The organism is Neptunomonas japonica DSM 18939 (genome assembly GCF_000422765.1).
GTDB classification, from domain to species: domain Bacteria; phylum Pseudomonadota; class Gammaproteobacteria; order Pseudomonadales; family Balneatricaceae; genus Neptunomonas; species Neptunomonas japonica.
Genome location: NZ_KE383916.1, coordinates 35,513 through 50,794 on the forward strand (window position 1 = coordinate 35,513; position 15,282 = coordinate 50,794).

Here is a 15,282-nt window from a genome sequence, read left to right on the forward strand (position 1 = left end):
ACCTATTCGGCAGTTGATAATATTTTCCCAACAGACTTCTGTCGGGAGCTTTCAATGTTTGGAGCTCTGACACAAGATTGTCTTGAATTTCTGCTACAAGAAGGCAGTATTTATCAATGTGAACAAGGGTATACACTGTTTTCTCCGGGTGAAGATTCCAACTATTTCTATGTGGTATTAAATGGACGAGTGGGATTTTCTAGGGCTAAAGGCGACCAAAAAATCTATATTCGTAGCTTCAAACCAGGAGAGCAAATTGGCTTTGTCGGGATGATTGGTTTGCATGAGCGAAGAGGTTTTGCTGTTGCAGAAGAACCCACGTACCTTTTAGAAATTTCATCTGCTTTATTTCATCAAGTCTGCGAAAAATTTCCCTCAGATTTTGTGGTTTTTTTAATCAATATTACCCGTGAGATGAGCCGTGAGATCAATCATCTCGATGCTCTTTGCGCTGACCTTAATACGCTTGAACAGTAGTCGTTAGTGCTAGCGGTAGTGACCGAGTATATTTAGTCAGGCGTAGCAGTATGGTCAAGAGGGTGGACCTTGGCAGGGCGTTTTCTGTCTGCCAATTCTGAAATGAGCATGCCTGATATGATTAAAGCAGCACCAATCATACCTTTCTCACCAAGCGTCTCATCTAAAAATAACCATGCTGATATGTGTGCAAATATTGGTTCTGCTGCAAAAATAAGCGCTACTTTATGCGGCTCAAGTAGTTTCTGGCTTGCTGACTGCGCCCAAAAAGCATAAGCCGTTCCAAGCACGCCTGCGATTAAAACAGCAAGTAAAACTATTGGGTTAAGTAGTTGTTCTTGCCAAGCTATGGGTGTTGCTTCAGGGAAATAAAACGCCGGGTTGGGATCAGCTAATGCGGCAAAAGTACTATAAACGGCAACAGCGACGAGCTGGACGATGCTTAGAGGAATGATCGGTAAGCTATCAACCATACGGCCAGTGAGCACAATATGAGTTGCAAATGCGAATGCGCATATGAGTACTAGTACATCGCCATAATTGAACGCTAAGTTATCACCCATTGTTAGCAAATATAAGCCTGTAGTTGCAGTGCAAACTCCAATCCATACGGGCCTGCTGACGGCTTTTCTGAATATAAATAAACCGAGTAGTGGCACCAAGGGTACGTTCAACCCAGTAATGAATCCGGCATTAGACACCGAGGTGAATCGTAAACCTTCTGTTTGTGTATAAAAACCAATAAACAGTAAAAAGCCTAATAACAAGCCTGCGGGTATGAGTTTTTTATAGGCTAATGGTGCTTCATTTTTCGCTGACAACCATAATAAAGGCAGTAACGATAGGGCAGCTAAAGCAAAACGGATAGCATTAAAGGTATGTGTTGGAATCCGTGCGACAGCAAGATCAATCAGAACAAATTCAACCCCCCAGATCAAGCTAACAAACAGCAGCATGACGGTGGCAATACGAGTAGAAGTAATTGTCATTATTATGCGCTTCTGTCATGAGATTAACATTTTGGTGTTAATCGATTGAATCGGTTTAGGCTCAATCACTAACTTTTCATTGGATAATGTTATCTGAAAAATCAACGAATTGAGCCAGTAGCTACTTACACAATAATTGAGGCTGGTTGTGGCTTTAAGCCATAACAAAACCCAGTATCAACAGTGATGCAAATGCTAAAGCAGCTGCGATCATTGCATAGGGAATCTGTGTGAGTGCATGTTGCATTGGTGTACAGCCCGAGCCTTGTGATGACAGTACTGTTGAATCACTGAAGAAGCAGGCGTGGCTGCCAAATGCAGAAGCAGATAAGAGCGCACCAACGGTTAATGGCATCGACATATCAAATGCGATGGCCATAGGAATCACAATCGGTAATGACACTACAAAAACGCCCCAGCTAGAACCAGTTGCAAATACGACAGCTGCCATAGAAGCAAACACTAAGGCTGGCAGCATCTCTTTAGATAAGTAGGGTGTTAGGGAATCGATGATATAGGGAGTCATGGCGAGTTGATCATTGATCTCTTTTACCATGAAGCCAGCACAGACTACTGCGATTGGGTGTAGCATGACTTTAAAGCCATCCAGCATAGAGTCTACCAGTTGAGCAAAGCTCAATAGACGCTGCCAGAAATACAACACCATAGTAAACATTGACGCGACTAATGCACCTAATAGCAGGTCTATATCGTAGTAAATACTTGCAGCAACCAACACCGCCATTGGCAATAGGAAGTTCATTAATCCAATGAGTGGGGAGGTCTTTTTCATCTTAGATGTATCAAAACCATCCACTAAAATACCGGGAGGAATTGTTTTGCCTGCTTTAGCACGTTCTTCAGCTTGTTTCATGGCACCAAAGTCGCCCAAAATACCTGCGGCGACTAAAAATACAACCAGTAGCGCTAGCCAGCCATAAGCCATGTACGGGATAGAGTCGATATAAAGCGACATCCCTTTGCCCTCAGCTGCTGCACCGTTTTCTTCAAGTAAGGCTGCAAAATACACCGCCCATGTTGATACGGGAACGAGAATGCACACCGGGGCTGCTGTAGAGTCTACTAAAAAGGCGAGTTTTTCACGTGAGATTTTATAGTGATCGGTGAGGTTTTTCATCGATGCAGAAACAGCCAAAGAGTTTAGATAATCATCGATAAATACCATGATACCTAATGTGCAGGTTGTGAGCATGGTTCCACGACGTGTTTTAATACGTCGCGCTAGCATTTGACCAAAGCTGAGCACGCTGCCACCGCGCTCTAGCATGTTGATTAATCCGCCCATCATGCCGCATACCAAAACAATCCAAGCAATGGTCTCGTTCATAACAACAGAGATAGATAAATCACCTAGCCCGCTGATAACATTGGAGGGGTCTAGTAATAGCAGTCCGGCGATAATGCCTGCAAAAATAGACTCAAGCGGTTTTTTAGTAATAACAGCGACAAATAGAATCAATAGAGCAGGCAGCAGGCTATAAAAACCGTAAGATTCCCCTTCAACATGTTGTGTTGAAAGATAGGTAAAGAAGGCCATAATGCCGCCGAAAAATAGTAACCACTTTTGAGGGCTACTCGTAGTCTCTTCTACGTGTGTTAAGGCGTTACTCTCAATGCTGGGTTGAGCTAAATCTGTACTCATGGAAATACCTTGGTCATTATTATATTTTTTTGAGCCATTTTCTGTGTCACAGCGCTGTTAGACGCTATGTTAATAAAAAACTAAACGCCTAGTTTATCGCGCATGTTGTAGTACCAAGCGCCCATGGCAGTGTAAGGAATGCGGAAAGCCCTTCCACCTGGAAAAGGATACTGAGGAAGGCTAGCAAAAATATCATAACGAGCTGCTTGTCCTTGAATAGCATCAGAAAGTACTTTTCCAGCTAGGTGTGAAGAGGTAATGCCGTGGCCGCTATAGCCTTGTGCGTAGTAGATGTTAGCGCCGATACGGCCAAACTGCGGCAAGCGCATGAGTGTTAATAAAAAGTTACCCGTCCATGCGTAATCAACTTTAACGCCTTTGAGCTGCGGGAAGGTTTTTAGCATATTAGGTACGATAAGAGACTCAATCTTACTAGGCTCTCGTGCGCCGTAGGTTACACCGCCGCCATAAATTAAACGGCCATCACCGGATAAGCGAAAGTAGTCCAGTAGGTAGTTGCAGTCTTCCACGCAGTTGTCTTGAGGCAGCAGTTCTTTTTGTTGTGCTTCACTTAGAGGGGCTGTGGTGATGACTTGCGTACCGCATGGCATTGCTTTTTGTTCAAGTTTTGGAATGAGCCCACCTAAGTAAGCGTTACCCGCAACAACGACAAAATCAGCTGTGACGCAGCCGTTTTTGGTATGAACTTTGGCTTTGCTACCTTCTTCAACACGGATAACTTCTGAGTCTTCATAAATGACACCGCCTAAAGACTCCAATGCAGCAGCTTCACCTAATACAAGGTTGAGCGGATGAAAATGCCCACCACTTTTATCCAGTAAGCCGCCTTCATAGCGTGTAGAGCCTACATGCTTTTGAATACTTTCTGCTGAGAGCATCTCTAACTGAGTATGCCCATGCGCTTCCCAAAGCTGTTTTTTACTTTCCATTTCTTGTAACTGTTTAGCATTACACGCGGCAAAGATGCCGGCTTCTTTCAGGTCGCACTGGATGCCGTATTTGCTGATGAAGTGGCGGATTATTTTCCCGCCTTCAAAAGCCATTTTACCCATCTCGGTGCCCGTCTCTTTGCCGTAGTGCTTCTCGATAAAATCGATATCTCGGCTAAAACTGTGGACGATCTGCCCACCGTTACGCCCTGAGGCGCCAAAGCCAATGCGGCTACCCTCAAGTACAACAACCTTGAAGCCACTCTCGGCGAGATGTAGCGCTGTAGAAAGTCCGGTGTAACCTGCACCAATAACACAGATGTCTGCAGTGATCTGCTCGTTTAGTGTTGGGCGTATGTTCTTATCGTTAGCCGAGGCGGCATAGTAAGACGTTGTGTGTGATGGTGCTGCCATAATAAACCTCTATATCACGACCGGCAGGTAGCAGGTCGATTTTGGCTTCGGATGTTTAATAAACCCATCAAGTTACTTGTTCGCCGTCATAACTATTTGGCTGAGGGTTTATATAGCTGAGGCTAATAAAGATACTTTGCAGGGGATCATTGTTGATATACCCAGTAGGGTATATTTTATCAAATGCACAATGATAATGAGTTTTAAAATATGAAGTTTTTTTAGTATGGAGCGTCTATCTGGGTGTCTGAAAAAACATTGAGAATGGTTTTAAGAAAGAGGTCTTTAGCACGGTTTGGCTGGGAGGATTTCTTACTGATAACCGCAGCGCCTAAGGAAAAGAACTTACTGCTAGAGGCGATAGCTTTGAGGTTCCCCTTAGCCACATGAGGCTTGGCAACCTCTTCTGGTAAGAAGCAAATATACTGTCCAGATAAGACCATTGCGATGCGAGATTCGTAATGATAAGAGGTTCCGGCAAGATGCATGCTGGATAGCTGCTGGTAAACTTCTTCATGAGGTTTAAGCCCCGCATGCACCATGCGTGAACCATTAATAAGCTCTTCGGTTAACTGATCTTCAGATAGGTCGTAGAGAGGGTTGTCTCGACCACAATACAGATAATTATTGTCAGAAAAGAGGTGTATATAATTTAGCCCTTCTAATTGGCGATGATAGGGAATGAACGCAATGTCTAATTCATCATTCAACACCTTTCGTTCCATGACACTCATGTGTTCAACATCTGTTGATAGCTCTACATCGGGCGCTAGCTGACAAAATTCCTTGATTATTTGTGGTAAACGGCAACGGGCATCTAAGCTGAAAGCATCGCTAAGGGCAATTTTTAGAGAGCCAGACGGTTGGGTGCTAAGGTTGTTTATTGTGTTACGGAACCCTTCTAGTAATTCTAGTAATGTATTGGTTTGCTGATAGATTACAGCGCCTTCTTCAGTCAAAGAAAACCCTGCTCGACCCCGCTTACATAAGGTTAAATTTAGTCTGGATTCTAGATTGGCAATATGAATGCTAATCGTTGGGCGACTAATGTTTAACTGAGTTTCAGCCGCACTGAAGCCGCCACAATCAACCACGGTTTTGAATACTTTAAGCTGTTTTATTTCATAGTCACCAATTTGGCCCAACGAAAAATTTTTCATGACTTTTCTTACTCGCCTTCAGTGCTGGTGGATCATCACAGCACAGCCAAAACTCCAAATATGCACCGATGACTAACAGTTTATTCTAAGTTGAAGAGGTCTGCCTGTTAAGTAATGGAAAATAAACCTTTACGTGTAGTCACGCTAATTTAAACGCAGAGATGTATCTGGAAGGATAGCTAGCTCTGAGTTTAACGGTTATTGAACAAGCCAAAAGCGAAAATTACGGGTAATTAATATGTTAAAAAAAATAAAAGATATTAAGCATAAAATTTCTACATCAGCGTTCGCGATAACTTTAGGTTTAAGTGTTGTCGTGGCAGATGTATCTGCAGCTGAGCATAATTGGCGTTTTAGTAACTTGTATGGACGTGGTACAGCTTTTGGTGAGTTGTATGAAGGTTTAGCTAAAGACATAGAGTCAATGTCTGATGGCAGAATTGCTGTACAGGTTCTTTACTCAGGTGAAGGCGTTGGTACAGCTGGTTTGCTGGGTGCGGTCAAGTCTGGCTTGATCACAATGGGTGCTCCTTTCCAATCTATGCACGCCGGTGAACTACCTGCAGGTGTTGTAGAGATTGGTTTGCCGGGCGGTACAGATGATCCGGTAAAACTGAATGCGTTGTTCCATGACCAAGGTTGGGATGTGGTACTTAAGCAAGCGTATGGGTCACAAGGTATGGTGTGGCTTGAGCCTTATATTCAACCACCTGTATATATCATCACGAAAAACCCTATTAATTCAGTAGCTGATTTTCAAGGTTTAAAAATTCGTGCTCCGGGTGCTTACGGAAAATTCCTACGTAACCTCGGCGCATCACCTGTATCTCTGGCATGGAGCGAAATATACACGAGTCTAGCAACCGGTGTTATTGACGGTTCTATCGGCAGTAACATGATCGACCATCGTGATGGAAACCATGTTGAAGTTGCGAAGTATATGTATCGCCTGCCGCTGGCCGGTGCTCAAGTATTACCTATTGTTGTAAATCGTGGTGCTTGGAAAAAATTACCAGAAGAGCTGAAGGCTGCTGTGCAAAAAGCGACAGAGAATCATGCTCAGGCACAATTGAGTAAGTCCAAAGCTTGGGAAAGTGAAGCAGTGACAGAGATGAAAGCTAAAGGGCTGCAATGGAGCCCTGAAGCGAGTGATGCTGATAAAAAAGCATGGGCGGATGCCGGTGCTGGTTTGTGGGATGAGTACGCTTCGCAAGATAAATACAGTAAGCAGTTGATCGATATTCTGAGAAAGAGCCAGTAATTCGTTTCAGCATTGAAAGAGGCGTTTTCGCCTCTTTTTACTTTATAGGTGTCTTCATGGTTGCCACTTTCTTAAGAGGTGTATGCCGCAGTATTGATCTTGTCGTTATGCTGACAGGTAAAGCTGCTTCTTACTTAATGCCTATTTTGGCTTTTGTTGTCGCGTTCGAAGTGTTCTCTCGCTACTTTCTCGGTAAGCCGACTATCTGGGCTTTTGATGTTTCATTATTTTTGTTTGGGTATGTTGCTGCTTTAGGTGGCGCGTATGCCCAGCAAAAGCGAGCGCATATCAATGTTGATATTCTCTATCTAAGCGTTTCCCATAAAACACGATGTGTGTTCAATCTGCTGTCTTTCTCCCTAGGGATTTTCTTTTTACTGATTATTCTACATATGAGTCTTGGCAAGTACGAAGAAGCCATTGAGTTTGATTATCGTCGCCAAGGTGAGTGGGCGCCTCCTATGTATCATTTCTGGGTAATGCTGGTTATTGCTAGTGGGCTTTTTATAGCTCAATTAGGCCGCGATATGCTGCTTGATCTTTATTACCTATTTACCGGTCAGGCGTTAATTGAGCAGGAGAGTGATGATGGGAATTGAGTTATTAACAGCTGTTTTATTACTTTGTATCTTGGTGTTTTTTGCACTAGGTGCGCCGGTAGGTTTGGCGCTAGGTGGTATCGCGATGGTTATCGGCTATATGACCTGGGGCGATGGAATCTATAATGTTATACCTTCGACAATTGAGGCCACTTATTTCAGCTTCATTTTATTGGCCATCCCGCTCTATATTTACATGGGTCAATTGCTGACTAAGTCGGGCATCGGTGATGCCATGTTTAACGCGAGCCAATTGCTTATTGGGAAAGTAAGAGGCTCTCTGGCCATCAGTGTAATTGCTGTATGCTCAATGATTGGCGCTATGGTAGGTATTATTGGTGCCGGGATTATGACCTCTGGCAGTATTGCGCTTCGTCCAATGCTTGAGCGTGGTTACGATAAGCGATTGGCTTTGGGTGTGATTATGGCCGGTGGTGGTTTGGGTATTTTGATTCCCCCTAGTATTCCTATGATCATGTTTGCTGCATCAACGCAAAACTCTGTTGGCCGAATGTTTTTGGGTGCGATGGTGCCTGCATTACTGATGATATGCTTGCTAGTTGCCTACGTTGTTATCAGTTGTCGACTTAACCCTTCAAGAGCTCCTTTATTAGAAGAGATGGAGCCAAGTACGCCTTTAAATGCGAAACAAAAATTCAGGACTGCACGAGATGGTTTGTTTGCTGTCCTGCTCATTGTCGCTGTGTTGGGCAGTATTATTACCGGTATAGCTACGCCGACTGAATCCGGTGCCATCGGTGTAGTGGGTGCCATTGTGTTAGCAATTGTTTTTAAACGTTTCAAAATGGAAATGTTCCAAGCTGCTGGTTTGCAAACGGCTATTTTGGTCAGTGTAGCGATGTGGATAATTTTTGGCGCCTCAGTCTTTAGTAACTTTCACCTATTGATGGGTGTTCAGAGCATGGTAGCCGAGTTTGTCGGTGGGCTTGATCTGCCGCCGATCATGATCATCATCATGTTTCAAATCATTATGTTACTGCTTGGATTTATCATTGATGAGTTCATTATTGTCTTGATGTGCGCTCCCTTATTTACTCCTATTGCGGTCTCTATGGGTTATGACCCTATTTGGTTTGGTGTATTGATGATTATTAATATTCTAATAGCCGTACAGACGCCGCCTTATGGTTTTGCTTTGTTTTATCTCAAAGGTATTGCGCCAGCAGGTGTCGGGATGGGGGATATATACAAATCTGTGACGCCGTTCATTATGCTTAATTTAGTCGTTTTAATTCTCTGCATGGTATTTCCAGAAATCGTACTGTGGCTACCTAATAAAGTGATGGGTTAAGGGGAGGGGACGTAGTGTTTAAGAGTATTTTAATTCCTGTTGATTTGGCTCATGAAGAGCAGTTACCTAGGTTAGTCGAGGCGGCAATATTGTTGGTTGGCAGTGCTGCCGGATCGATTAATTTACTTTATGTGGATCAGAGCCTCGTGCACCAAGGGAGCTACCCGCATCTTAACGATGAGACTTATGCCGAGCATAAAAAAGATGCGAAGCAACGCATGCAGCATTTACTTACTAGTCTGGTGCCTGAGCACTTAGTGGGCGTGTGTGCTGCTTGTCAGGGTACAGCGCATGATCAGATTATCGAGCAAGCAGGTATTTTGAAGTCTGATGCTATTTTGATGATGGCAAAACGGCCTGGCATGAGTAGTTACTTTTTAGGATCAAACTCTGAAAAAGTAGTACGTCATGCCGACTGCTCTGTCTTCGTTATTCGCGGTTAATGATCTTCAGACATTGTTTGCTTTTCTGTATTGGCAATGGATTGTCGAAGGCATTGATTGAAGATGTTGATTATGACTTCGTTACTGCGTTTTTTTCGGGTAATGGCTTGGAAAACATTGGTATAGCCGTATGTGTCAGTAAATAAGGGATGCATCTGTGCTTTTAGTCCCCAGTTTCTGACTAAATGACGAGGAAGGAATCCTAAATAATGGCCACTTAAAATTAGTGTTGCTCGGGATTCTTGGTGATGGGCTTTGGCTTGCTTATTCCAGAGCTTCATATCAGGGTGGGTTTCCCTACCAGGCATTAATCGAGGAGATTCGACGAAAGAAAATTGCCGTAATTCTTCTCGTGTTATTTCCTCGTTTTTCTTTTCAAACAGAGGGTGACCTTGTGCGCAATAAAGACGCATCTCTTCATCAAAGAGTGGCAATGTTTCTAGTTCTGGATACTGGTGCGGTAGAACGGTGATGCCGATATCAACTTGCTTATCCATAACTGCAGTAGTGACTTCATCAGAACTCATAGTGCTGATTTGTACATGTACGTCGGGGGCTTGCTGGGAAAAACTATCCATAGCATTAACAATGCAGGAGTTGTGAGCCCCTAGCATATGCTCTGCAAAGCCTAAATGAAGTTGTCCAAAAATGCGGTTGTGTGAGTGATTAATTCGCTGCTTGAATTGCTCTAAAGCGCCAACAAGCTCCAAGGTGGCTGCATAAACAACTTCTCCTTGCTCTGTTAGGCGAAAGCCACCTCGGCCGCGCTCGCACAGGTGCATATCCAAACGCTTTTCAAGATCGGAAATATAGTTAGATATGGTTGAGTTAGCGAGATTTAGACGGATTTCAGCTGCCGTAAATCCTCCTGCATCAACTACTGCGGTGAAAACCCGGAGCAAACGAAGGTCAATGTCAGCTAATTGGCCAGAAATGGCTGCTTTTTTGCGGCCCATAATAACCTCCAAGATAAAAGTCGGGATGAAAGCGAATATTACATTTGTATATTTAAATGTAAATGGATTCAAATCATTATATAAGCCAATGAAAAACTGATTTATAAATACACAACATTAAGTGATAGCACGAATTCTAGCTATCGGACTGTCGGAGAAGTGAGCATGACAATGCAGTTAAAAGATCCTAGCTTGTTAAAAACACAGGCGTATATAAATGGCCAATGGGTCGATGGTACCGACGGTGAAACGTTTGCAGTGACTAACCCAGCAACGGGTGAGCATTTGGCAGATGTTGCTAGTGTTGGTGCAGATGAGACGCGACGTGCAATCTTGGCAGCACAAGAAGCCATGATTAGCTGGAGAGCTTTGCCTGCAAAAACGCGTTCAGAGTTATTGGAGCGCTGGTTTTCTCTGGTCATTGATAATCAAGAAGACTTGGCTGTATTGATGACGGCTGAGCAAGGAAAGACTTTGTTTGAATCTCGCGGTGAGGTGGCTTACGGCGCTTCATTTATTAAATGGTTTGCCGAAGAAGGTAAGCGTGTTTATGGTGATATAATCCCTACTCCTGGAGACCGTCGTGGTGTTGTTGTTAAGCAACCGGTAGGTGTTGTGGCAGCTATTACGCCATGGAATTTCCCTAACGCGATGATTACACGAAAAGTGGCTCCTGCGCTTGCTGTAGGGTGTGCAATGGTACTTAAACCGGCGGCAGAGACACCATTGTCTGCGTTGGCATTGGTTGAATTGGCTAACCGTGCTGGATTACCAGCAGGTCTGTTTAGTGTTCTTCCTGGCATGGATGCAAAAGCGATTGGTGCAGAGATGACCTCTAATCCTATCGTGAAAAAAGTCACTTTTACGGGTTCAACACCCGTTGGCAAGTTATTGATGAAGCAGTGTGCCGATACAGTCAAGCGCACCTCTATGGAGTTGGGCGGTAATGCACCAGTCATTATTTTTGATGATGCTGACTTAGATGCCGCCGTTGCTGGCGTAATAGTTGCTAAATATCGTAACTCGGGCCAAACCTGTATCTGTGCAAATCGTATTCTTGTACAGGATGGTATCTATGATGCATTTGTTGAGAAGTTTGCGGAAGCGGTAAAAGGCTTTCGTGTTGGTAATGGTATGGATAATGACTCCACTCATGGTCCGGTTATTACTGAGAAAGCCGCTGCAGAAATTCACGCTAAGGTTCAAAGTGCTGTGTCTGAAGGTGCTCATGTTGTCTTGGGCGGTAAGCCCGGTGCGTTAGGTGGTTGTTTTTATGAACCGACAATTTTGACCAATGTTACCAACAAGATGCGTGTGTTCCGTGAAGAGATCTTTGGCCCTGTTGCGCCTGTATTCAAGTTCTCTAGCGAAGAAGAAGCAATCGCAATGGCAAATGATACTGAGTTTGGCCTAGCTGCTTACATCTATACAGAAAACTTAGGCCGTATATGGCGCGTATCAGAAGGTGTGGATTACGGCATGGTTGGCGTGAATGAAACAGCTATCAGCTCTGAAGTTATTCCTTTTGGTGGGATGAAAGAGTCCGGTCAAGGGCGTGAAGGTTCAAAGTACGGTCTAGATGATTATCTAGAAACCAAATATATCTGTATGGGCGGTCTTAACCGTTAATATTTAGACGTTATCAATGGTGCCTATGTGTTCTCTAATTAGACTTTTTTAGAAACATGTAGGTGTCTTAAGTGTTCTCGAGGAAAGAGAGTATGAGCAGTATTATATACCCAACAACCAACTTTAAAGCGACCCGCACACTGACTATTGAGCGAGGGGAGGGTGCCTATGTTTATGATAGCGAAGGTAACCAATACCTTGAGGCATTGGCAGGTCTTTGGTGTACATCGTTGGGTTATAACAATCGCGAGCTAGTGGATACAGCAAGCGAACAGATGAGTAAATTATCTTTCTCGCATATGTTTGGTGGCAAGACACATCAAGTGGGAATGGATTTAGGAGTTAAGCTCGCTGAAATGGTTCCTGTAGAGAACGCCAAAGTCTTTTTTGGTAGCTCAGGAAGTGATGCAAATGATACTCATATTAAACTGTTGCGTTATTACTTTAATGCCATCGGTAAACCGGAGAAGTATAAAATAATTTCGCGTGAACGCTCCTATCATGGCGTGACGGTGGCTGCTGCATCTCTAACAGGCTTGCCGCCAAATCACACTCATTTTGATTTGCCGTTTGACGCTTTAGGTGTATTGAGAACAGATGCGCCGCATTATTTTCGTGGTGCTCTGGCGGGTGAAAGTGAAGCGCAGTTTGTTGAGCGTATTACTAATAATCTTGAGCAGCTTATTATTAAAGAAGGGCCTGATACTATTGCTGCATTTATTGCTGAGCCAATTACAGGGGCCAGTGGAGTCATCGTACCACCTGAAGGTTATTACGAAAAAGTGCAGGCAATTCTTAATAAGTACGGCATTCTTTTTTGGGCTGATGAAGTTATCACAGGTTTTGGACGTACGGGGAATGACTTTGGTTGTACAACAATGGGCATCGAAAAACCAGCAATGATGACGCTGGCTAAACAGTTGTCTTCTGCTTATATGCCGATTAGTGCATCGGTTATACGTGGTGATATGTACGATGCCATGGTAGATCAAAGCTCTTCTGTTGGTGTGTTTGGCCATGGTTATACGTATTCAGGGCATCCGGTTGCTTGTGCCGTCGCACTGAAAACAATGGAGATTTATGAGCGAGATAATTTGTTCGCCCGTGCCGCCGTTTTAGGAGCATATATGCAGAAGCGTCTTGGTGAGTTTCTTGAACACCCTCTAGTTGGGGAGGTGCGCGGGAAAGGCATGATCGCTGCTGTTGAGATGGTTGCTAATAAGCAAACAGGTGAATCATTTAATGGAGGTGCAGTGGGTGCTTTTGCACAACAAGCTTGCCAGAACCACGGCATGATAACGCGTGCTGTTGCAGGTTCGTCCTTAGCGTTTTGTCCTCCGCTGATTGTTACCGAAGCGCAGATTGATGAAATGATTGAAAAATTCAGTAAAGCACTGGATGACACTTACCAATTTGTTAAGCAAGAAGGCCTATTAACAAGTTAGTGAGCTAGCGGTAGTTGTGTTTCCGGGTCTGACCATTAAGGTCATTTTTTGGGGAGGATAATATCCTCCCCTTTTTTTAATCAAAATTTATCCTGCCTATCTTTAAAACGAGTTGCTCGTTTGTGTTTCTCCGTGCTTCGCCATGCTGCTATCGTAAAATCAGGTCATTGTGTGATTAATGGCTGCATCATTTATCTATTATTGATACTTTTCTTCTATGAGTTAGTAACACTAGTTACTAGGCTGTATTAGTTAGTTGTTACTAATAAAGTGCTAATAGTTTCGTATTTTTGTAATTGAATTATCAAGTGTATTTGGAGAGCCTGATGTCAAATTTTGCAGAAGAGGCAGGGGTAGCGCTGAAGTCACGTGCTGCAGTATTAGCTACGGCTGAGTCTTGTACAGGCGGTGGCATTGCACAAGCAGTTACAGCGGTAGCGGGAAGTTCTGAGTGGTTTGGTTGTGGTTATGTGACCTACTCAAATGAAGCGAAACAGCAAATGCTGGGTGTTAACCCGGATGTTATCGAAGCACATGGTGCGGTTAGCGAGGCTGTTGTTAGGCAAATGGCAGAAGGTGCTTTGCATAAAAGTGGTGCTGATATTGCGGTTGCAGTGAGCGGAGTGGCGGGCCCAGGAGGTGGATCGAAGGATAAACCTGTTGGTACTGTATGGCTTGCTTGGGCCATACGGGGTGAGGCTACAGTAGCCACTGGCAATTTATTCTTAGGGGATAGGGAACAGGTACGAAGTCAAAGTATTGAGAAGGCATTAGAAGGTATTGTGAGTTTGCTTTAAGAAATAAATTAAGATGCTTGCAATTAAATAGGGATGTCGTAATAATACTGTCCATACATACAGTATTATTGTCAGGCAGTGTAAAGGGTTGAATATGGACGATAACAGAAAAAAAGCGCTTGATGCCGCTTTATCACAGATTGAACGTCAATTCGGTAAAGGCGCTGTTATGCGCATGGGAGATCAGCCGCGTGAGGCTATTCCTTCCGTTTCAACTGGTTCATTAGGTTTGGATGTAGCGCTGGGTATAGGTGGTCTTCCTTATGGTCGTGTTGTTGAGATCTATGGGCCTGAGTCTTCTGGTAAAACCACCCTTACATTGCAAGTTATTGCTGAAGCGCAAAAGCAGGGAAAAACCTGTGCATTTGTGGATGCTGAGCATGCGCTTGATCCTAACTATGCAGAAAAACTCGGCGTTAATGTTGATGAGTTGCTAGTGTCTCAGCCGGATACGGGGGAGCAAGCTCTAGAAATTTGTGACATGCTGGTTCGTTCTAATGCTGTAGATGTTATTGTTGTTGACTCAGTAGCTGCGCTAACACCTAAAGCTGAGATAGAAGGCGAGATGGGTGATTCGCACATGGGGCTGCAGGCACGTTTGATGTCTCAAGCACTGAGAAAAATGACAGGTCATGTAAAAAGCTCAAACTGTCTACTGATTTTCATTAACCAAATTCGTATGAAAATTGGTGTGATGTTTGGTTCACCAGAGACAACAACAGGCGGTAATGCTTTAAAGTTTTATGCTTCTGTTCGTTTGGATATTCGTCGTATTGGTGCTGTTAAGCAGGGCGATGAAATTATTGGTAACGAAACGCGTGTTAAGGTTGTTAAGAATAAAGTATCTCCTCCCTTTAAGCAGACGGAGTTTCAGATTCTATACGGTCAAGGTATTTACCGTATGGGTGAGATTATTGATTTGGGCGTACAGAACGGTTTTGTCGATAAGGCAGGCGCTTGGTACGCTTACAATGGAGATAAAATTGGGCAAGGCAAAGCCAATGCTGCTAAGTATTTAACTGAGCATCCAGAAGCGGCACAAGCGATAGAAAGTGCTTTGCGTGATAAACTGCTGACTTCACAGGTTCCTGATAAAGAAGAAAAAGCAGATGCTGAGCAGTTGGATCTGTAAACCTTATTTAGGATAAGGTAGTTATCATAATTAAAGGCCGTTTTTACGGCCTTTT

Annotated in this window: 14 protein-coding genes; 9 read left to right on the plus strand and 5 right to left on the minus strand. The window is 43.7% G+C overall.

From position 1 onward, the window contains the following. The first annotated feature begins 54 nt into the window (after positions 1-54). Positions 55-477 carry a Crp/Fnr family transcriptional regulator gene (locus G511_RS0119365; RefSeq protein WP_425411415.1) on the plus strand — a complete coding sequence of 141 codons (423 nt, stop codon included), beginning with the start codon at positions 55-57 and terminating at the stop codon, positions 475-477. 32 nt (positions 478-509) lie between these two features. Here the strand turns inward: G511_RS0119365 and G511_RS0119370 are convergent, their stop codons facing one another. The 4 genes from G511_RS0119370 to G511_RS0119385 all read right to left on the minus strand — a co-directional run bounded on the left by G511_RS0119370 (position 510) and on the right by G511_RS0119385 (position 5,653). Further along, positions 510-1,466 carry a DMT family transporter gene (locus tag G511_RS0119370; RefSeq protein WP_028471116.1) on the minus strand — a complete coding sequence of 319 codons (957 nt, stop codon included), beginning with the start codon at positions 1,464-1,466 and terminating at the stop codon, positions 510-512. A 154-nt stretch (positions 1,467-1,620) separates the two neighbouring features. After that, positions 1,621-3,129 (minus strand): Na+/H+ antiporter NhaC family protein, encoded by a 1,509-nt coding sequence (locus G511_RS0119375; protein WP_028471117.1) that lies wholly within the window; start codon positions 3,127-3,129, stop codon positions 1,621-1,623. 80 nt (positions 3,130-3,209) lie between these two features. Beyond that, positions 3,210-4,493: an NAD(P)/FAD-dependent oxidoreductase gene (locus tag G511_RS0119380; RefSeq protein WP_028471118.1), complete on the minus strand. Its 1,284-nt coding sequence runs from the start codon at positions 4,491-4,493 to the stop codon at positions 3,210-3,212. A gap of 221 nt (positions 4,494-4,714) precedes the next feature. Next, on the minus strand, positions 4,715-5,653 hold the full coding sequence (locus tag G511_RS0119385; RefSeq protein WP_028471119.1) for a LysR family transcriptional regulator: 939 nt from the start codon (positions 5,651-5,653) through the stop codon (positions 4,715-4,717). Positions 5,654-5,891: 238 nt separating this feature from the next. Here G511_RS0119385 and G511_RS0119390 point away from each other — a divergent pair, with 238 nt between their 5' ends. Genes G511_RS0119390 through G511_RS0119405 form a run of 4 tightly spaced genes read left to right on the plus strand, consistent with a single transcriptional unit; the run spans position 5,892 to position 9,268 of the window. Continuing rightward, the gene (locus tag G511_RS0119390) at positions 5,892-6,914 is read left to right on the plus strand and encodes a TRAP transporter substrate-binding protein (protein ID WP_028471120.1); all 1,023 of its coding nucleotides are present in this window, start codon (positions 5,892-5,894) and stop codon (positions 6,912-6,914) included. Between the two features lie 56 nt (positions 6,915-6,970). After that, positions 6,971-7,513: a TRAP transporter small permease subunit gene (locus G511_RS0119395; RefSeq protein ID WP_028471121.1), complete on the plus strand. Its 543-nt coding sequence runs from the start codon at positions 6,971-6,973 to the stop codon at positions 7,511-7,513. After that, on the plus strand, positions 7,503-8,825 hold the full coding sequence (locus G511_RS0119400; protein ID WP_028471122.1) for a TRAP transporter large permease: 1,323 nt from the start codon (positions 7,503-7,505) through the stop codon (positions 8,823-8,825). Before G511_RS0119395 ends, G511_RS0119400 begins: the two co-directional genes overlap by 11 nt. 14 nt (positions 8,826-8,839) lie before the next feature. Continuing rightward, a complete protein-coding gene (locus G511_RS0119405) occupies positions 8,840-9,268 on the plus strand; it encodes a universal stress protein (RefSeq protein WP_028471123.1) in 429 nt (142 codons plus the stop codon). Here the strand turns inward: G511_RS0119405 and G511_RS0119410 are convergent. Further along, positions 9,265-10,224, minus strand: coding sequence for a LysR family transcriptional regulator (locus G511_RS0119410; protein ID WP_028471124.1), 960 nt, complete (start codon positions 10,222-10,224; stop codon positions 9,265-9,267). The genes G511_RS0119405 and G511_RS0119410 overlap by 4 nt on opposite strands. A 165-nt stretch (positions 10,225-10,389) precedes the next feature. Here G511_RS0119410 and G511_RS0119415 point away from each other — a divergent pair, with 165 nt between their 5' ends. The 4 genes from G511_RS0119415 to recA all read left to right on the plus strand — a co-directional run bounded on the left by G511_RS0119415 (position 10,390) and on the right by recA (position 15,227). Further along, the gene (locus G511_RS0119415; RefSeq protein ID WP_028471125.1) at positions 10,390-11,853 is read left to right on the plus strand and encodes a succinate-semialdehyde dehydrogenase; all 1,464 of its coding nucleotides are present in this window, start codon (positions 10,390-10,392) and stop codon (positions 11,851-11,853) included. 92 nt (positions 11,854-11,945) lie between these two features. After that, positions 11,946-13,298: an aminotransferase gene (locus G511_RS0119420; RefSeq protein ID WP_028471126.1), complete on the plus strand. Its 1,353-nt coding sequence runs from the start codon at positions 11,946-11,948 to the stop codon at positions 13,296-13,298. A gap of 326 nt (positions 13,299-13,624) precedes the next feature. Further along, the gene (locus tag G511_RS0119425) at positions 13,625-14,095 is read left to right on the plus strand and encodes a CinA family protein (RefSeq protein WP_028471127.1); all 471 of its coding nucleotides are present in this window, start codon (positions 13,625-13,627) and stop codon (positions 14,093-14,095) included. A gap of 94 nt (positions 14,096-14,189) precedes the next feature. After that, the gene (gene recA / locus G511_RS0119430; protein ID WP_028471128.1) at positions 14,190-15,227 is read left to right on the plus strand and encodes a recombinase RecA; all 1,038 of its coding nucleotides are present in this window, start codon (positions 14,190-14,192) and stop codon (positions 15,225-15,227) included. Positions 15,228-15,282: the final 55 nt, after the last annotated feature.

Excerpts from the sequence above, each read along its gene's own strand:
- G511_RS0119375 (WP_028471117.1), bottom strand. The coding sequence starts at position 3,129 with ATGAGTACAGATTTAGCTCAACCCAGCATTGAGAGTAACGCCTTAACA.
- G511_RS0119420 (WP_028471126.1), top strand. The coding sequence starts at position 11,946 with ATGAGCAGTATTATATACCCAACAACCAACTTTAAAGCGACCCGCACA.
- G511_RS0119425 (WP_028471127.1), top strand. The coding sequence starts at position 13,625 with ATGTCAAATTTTGCAGAAGAGGCAGGGGTAGCGCTGAAGTCACGTGCT.
- G511_RS0119385 (WP_028471119.1), bottom strand. The coding sequence starts at position 5,653 with ATGAAAAATTTTTCGTTGGGCCAAATTGGTGACTATGAAATAAAACAG.
- G511_RS0119395 (WP_028471121.1), top strand. The coding sequence starts at position 6,971 with ATGGTTGCCACTTTCTTAAGAGGTGTATGCCGCAGTATTGATCTTGTC.
- recA (WP_028471128.1), top strand. The coding sequence starts at position 14,190 with ATGGACGATAACAGAAAAAAAGCGCTTGATGCCGCTTTATCACAGATT.
- G511_RS0119380 (WP_028471118.1), bottom strand. The coding sequence starts at position 4,493 with ATGGCAGCACCATCACACACAACGTCTTACTATGCCGCCTCGGCTAAC.
- G511_RS0119415 (WP_028471125.1), top strand. The coding sequence starts at position 10,390 with ATGACAATGCAGTTAAAAGATCCTAGCTTGTTAAAAACACAGGCGTAT.
- G511_RS0119370 (WP_028471116.1), bottom strand. The coding sequence starts at position 1,466 with ATGACAATTACTTCTACTCGTATTGCCACCGTCATGCTGCTGTTTGTT.
- G511_RS0119410 (WP_028471124.1), bottom strand. The coding sequence starts at position 10,224 with ATGGGCCGCAAAAAAGCAGCCATTTCTGGCCAATTAGCTGACATTGAC.
- G511_RS0119390 (WP_028471120.1), top strand. The coding sequence starts at position 5,892 with ATGTTAAAAAAAATAAAAGATATTAAGCATAAAATTTCTACATCAGCG.
- G511_RS0119400 (WP_028471122.1), top strand. The coding sequence starts at position 7,503 with ATGGGAATTGAGTTATTAACAGCTGTTTTATTACTTTGTATCTTGGTG.
- G511_RS0119365 (WP_425411415.1), top strand. The coding sequence starts at position 55 with ATGTTTGGAGCTCTGACACAAGATTGTCTTGAATTTCTGCTACAAGAA.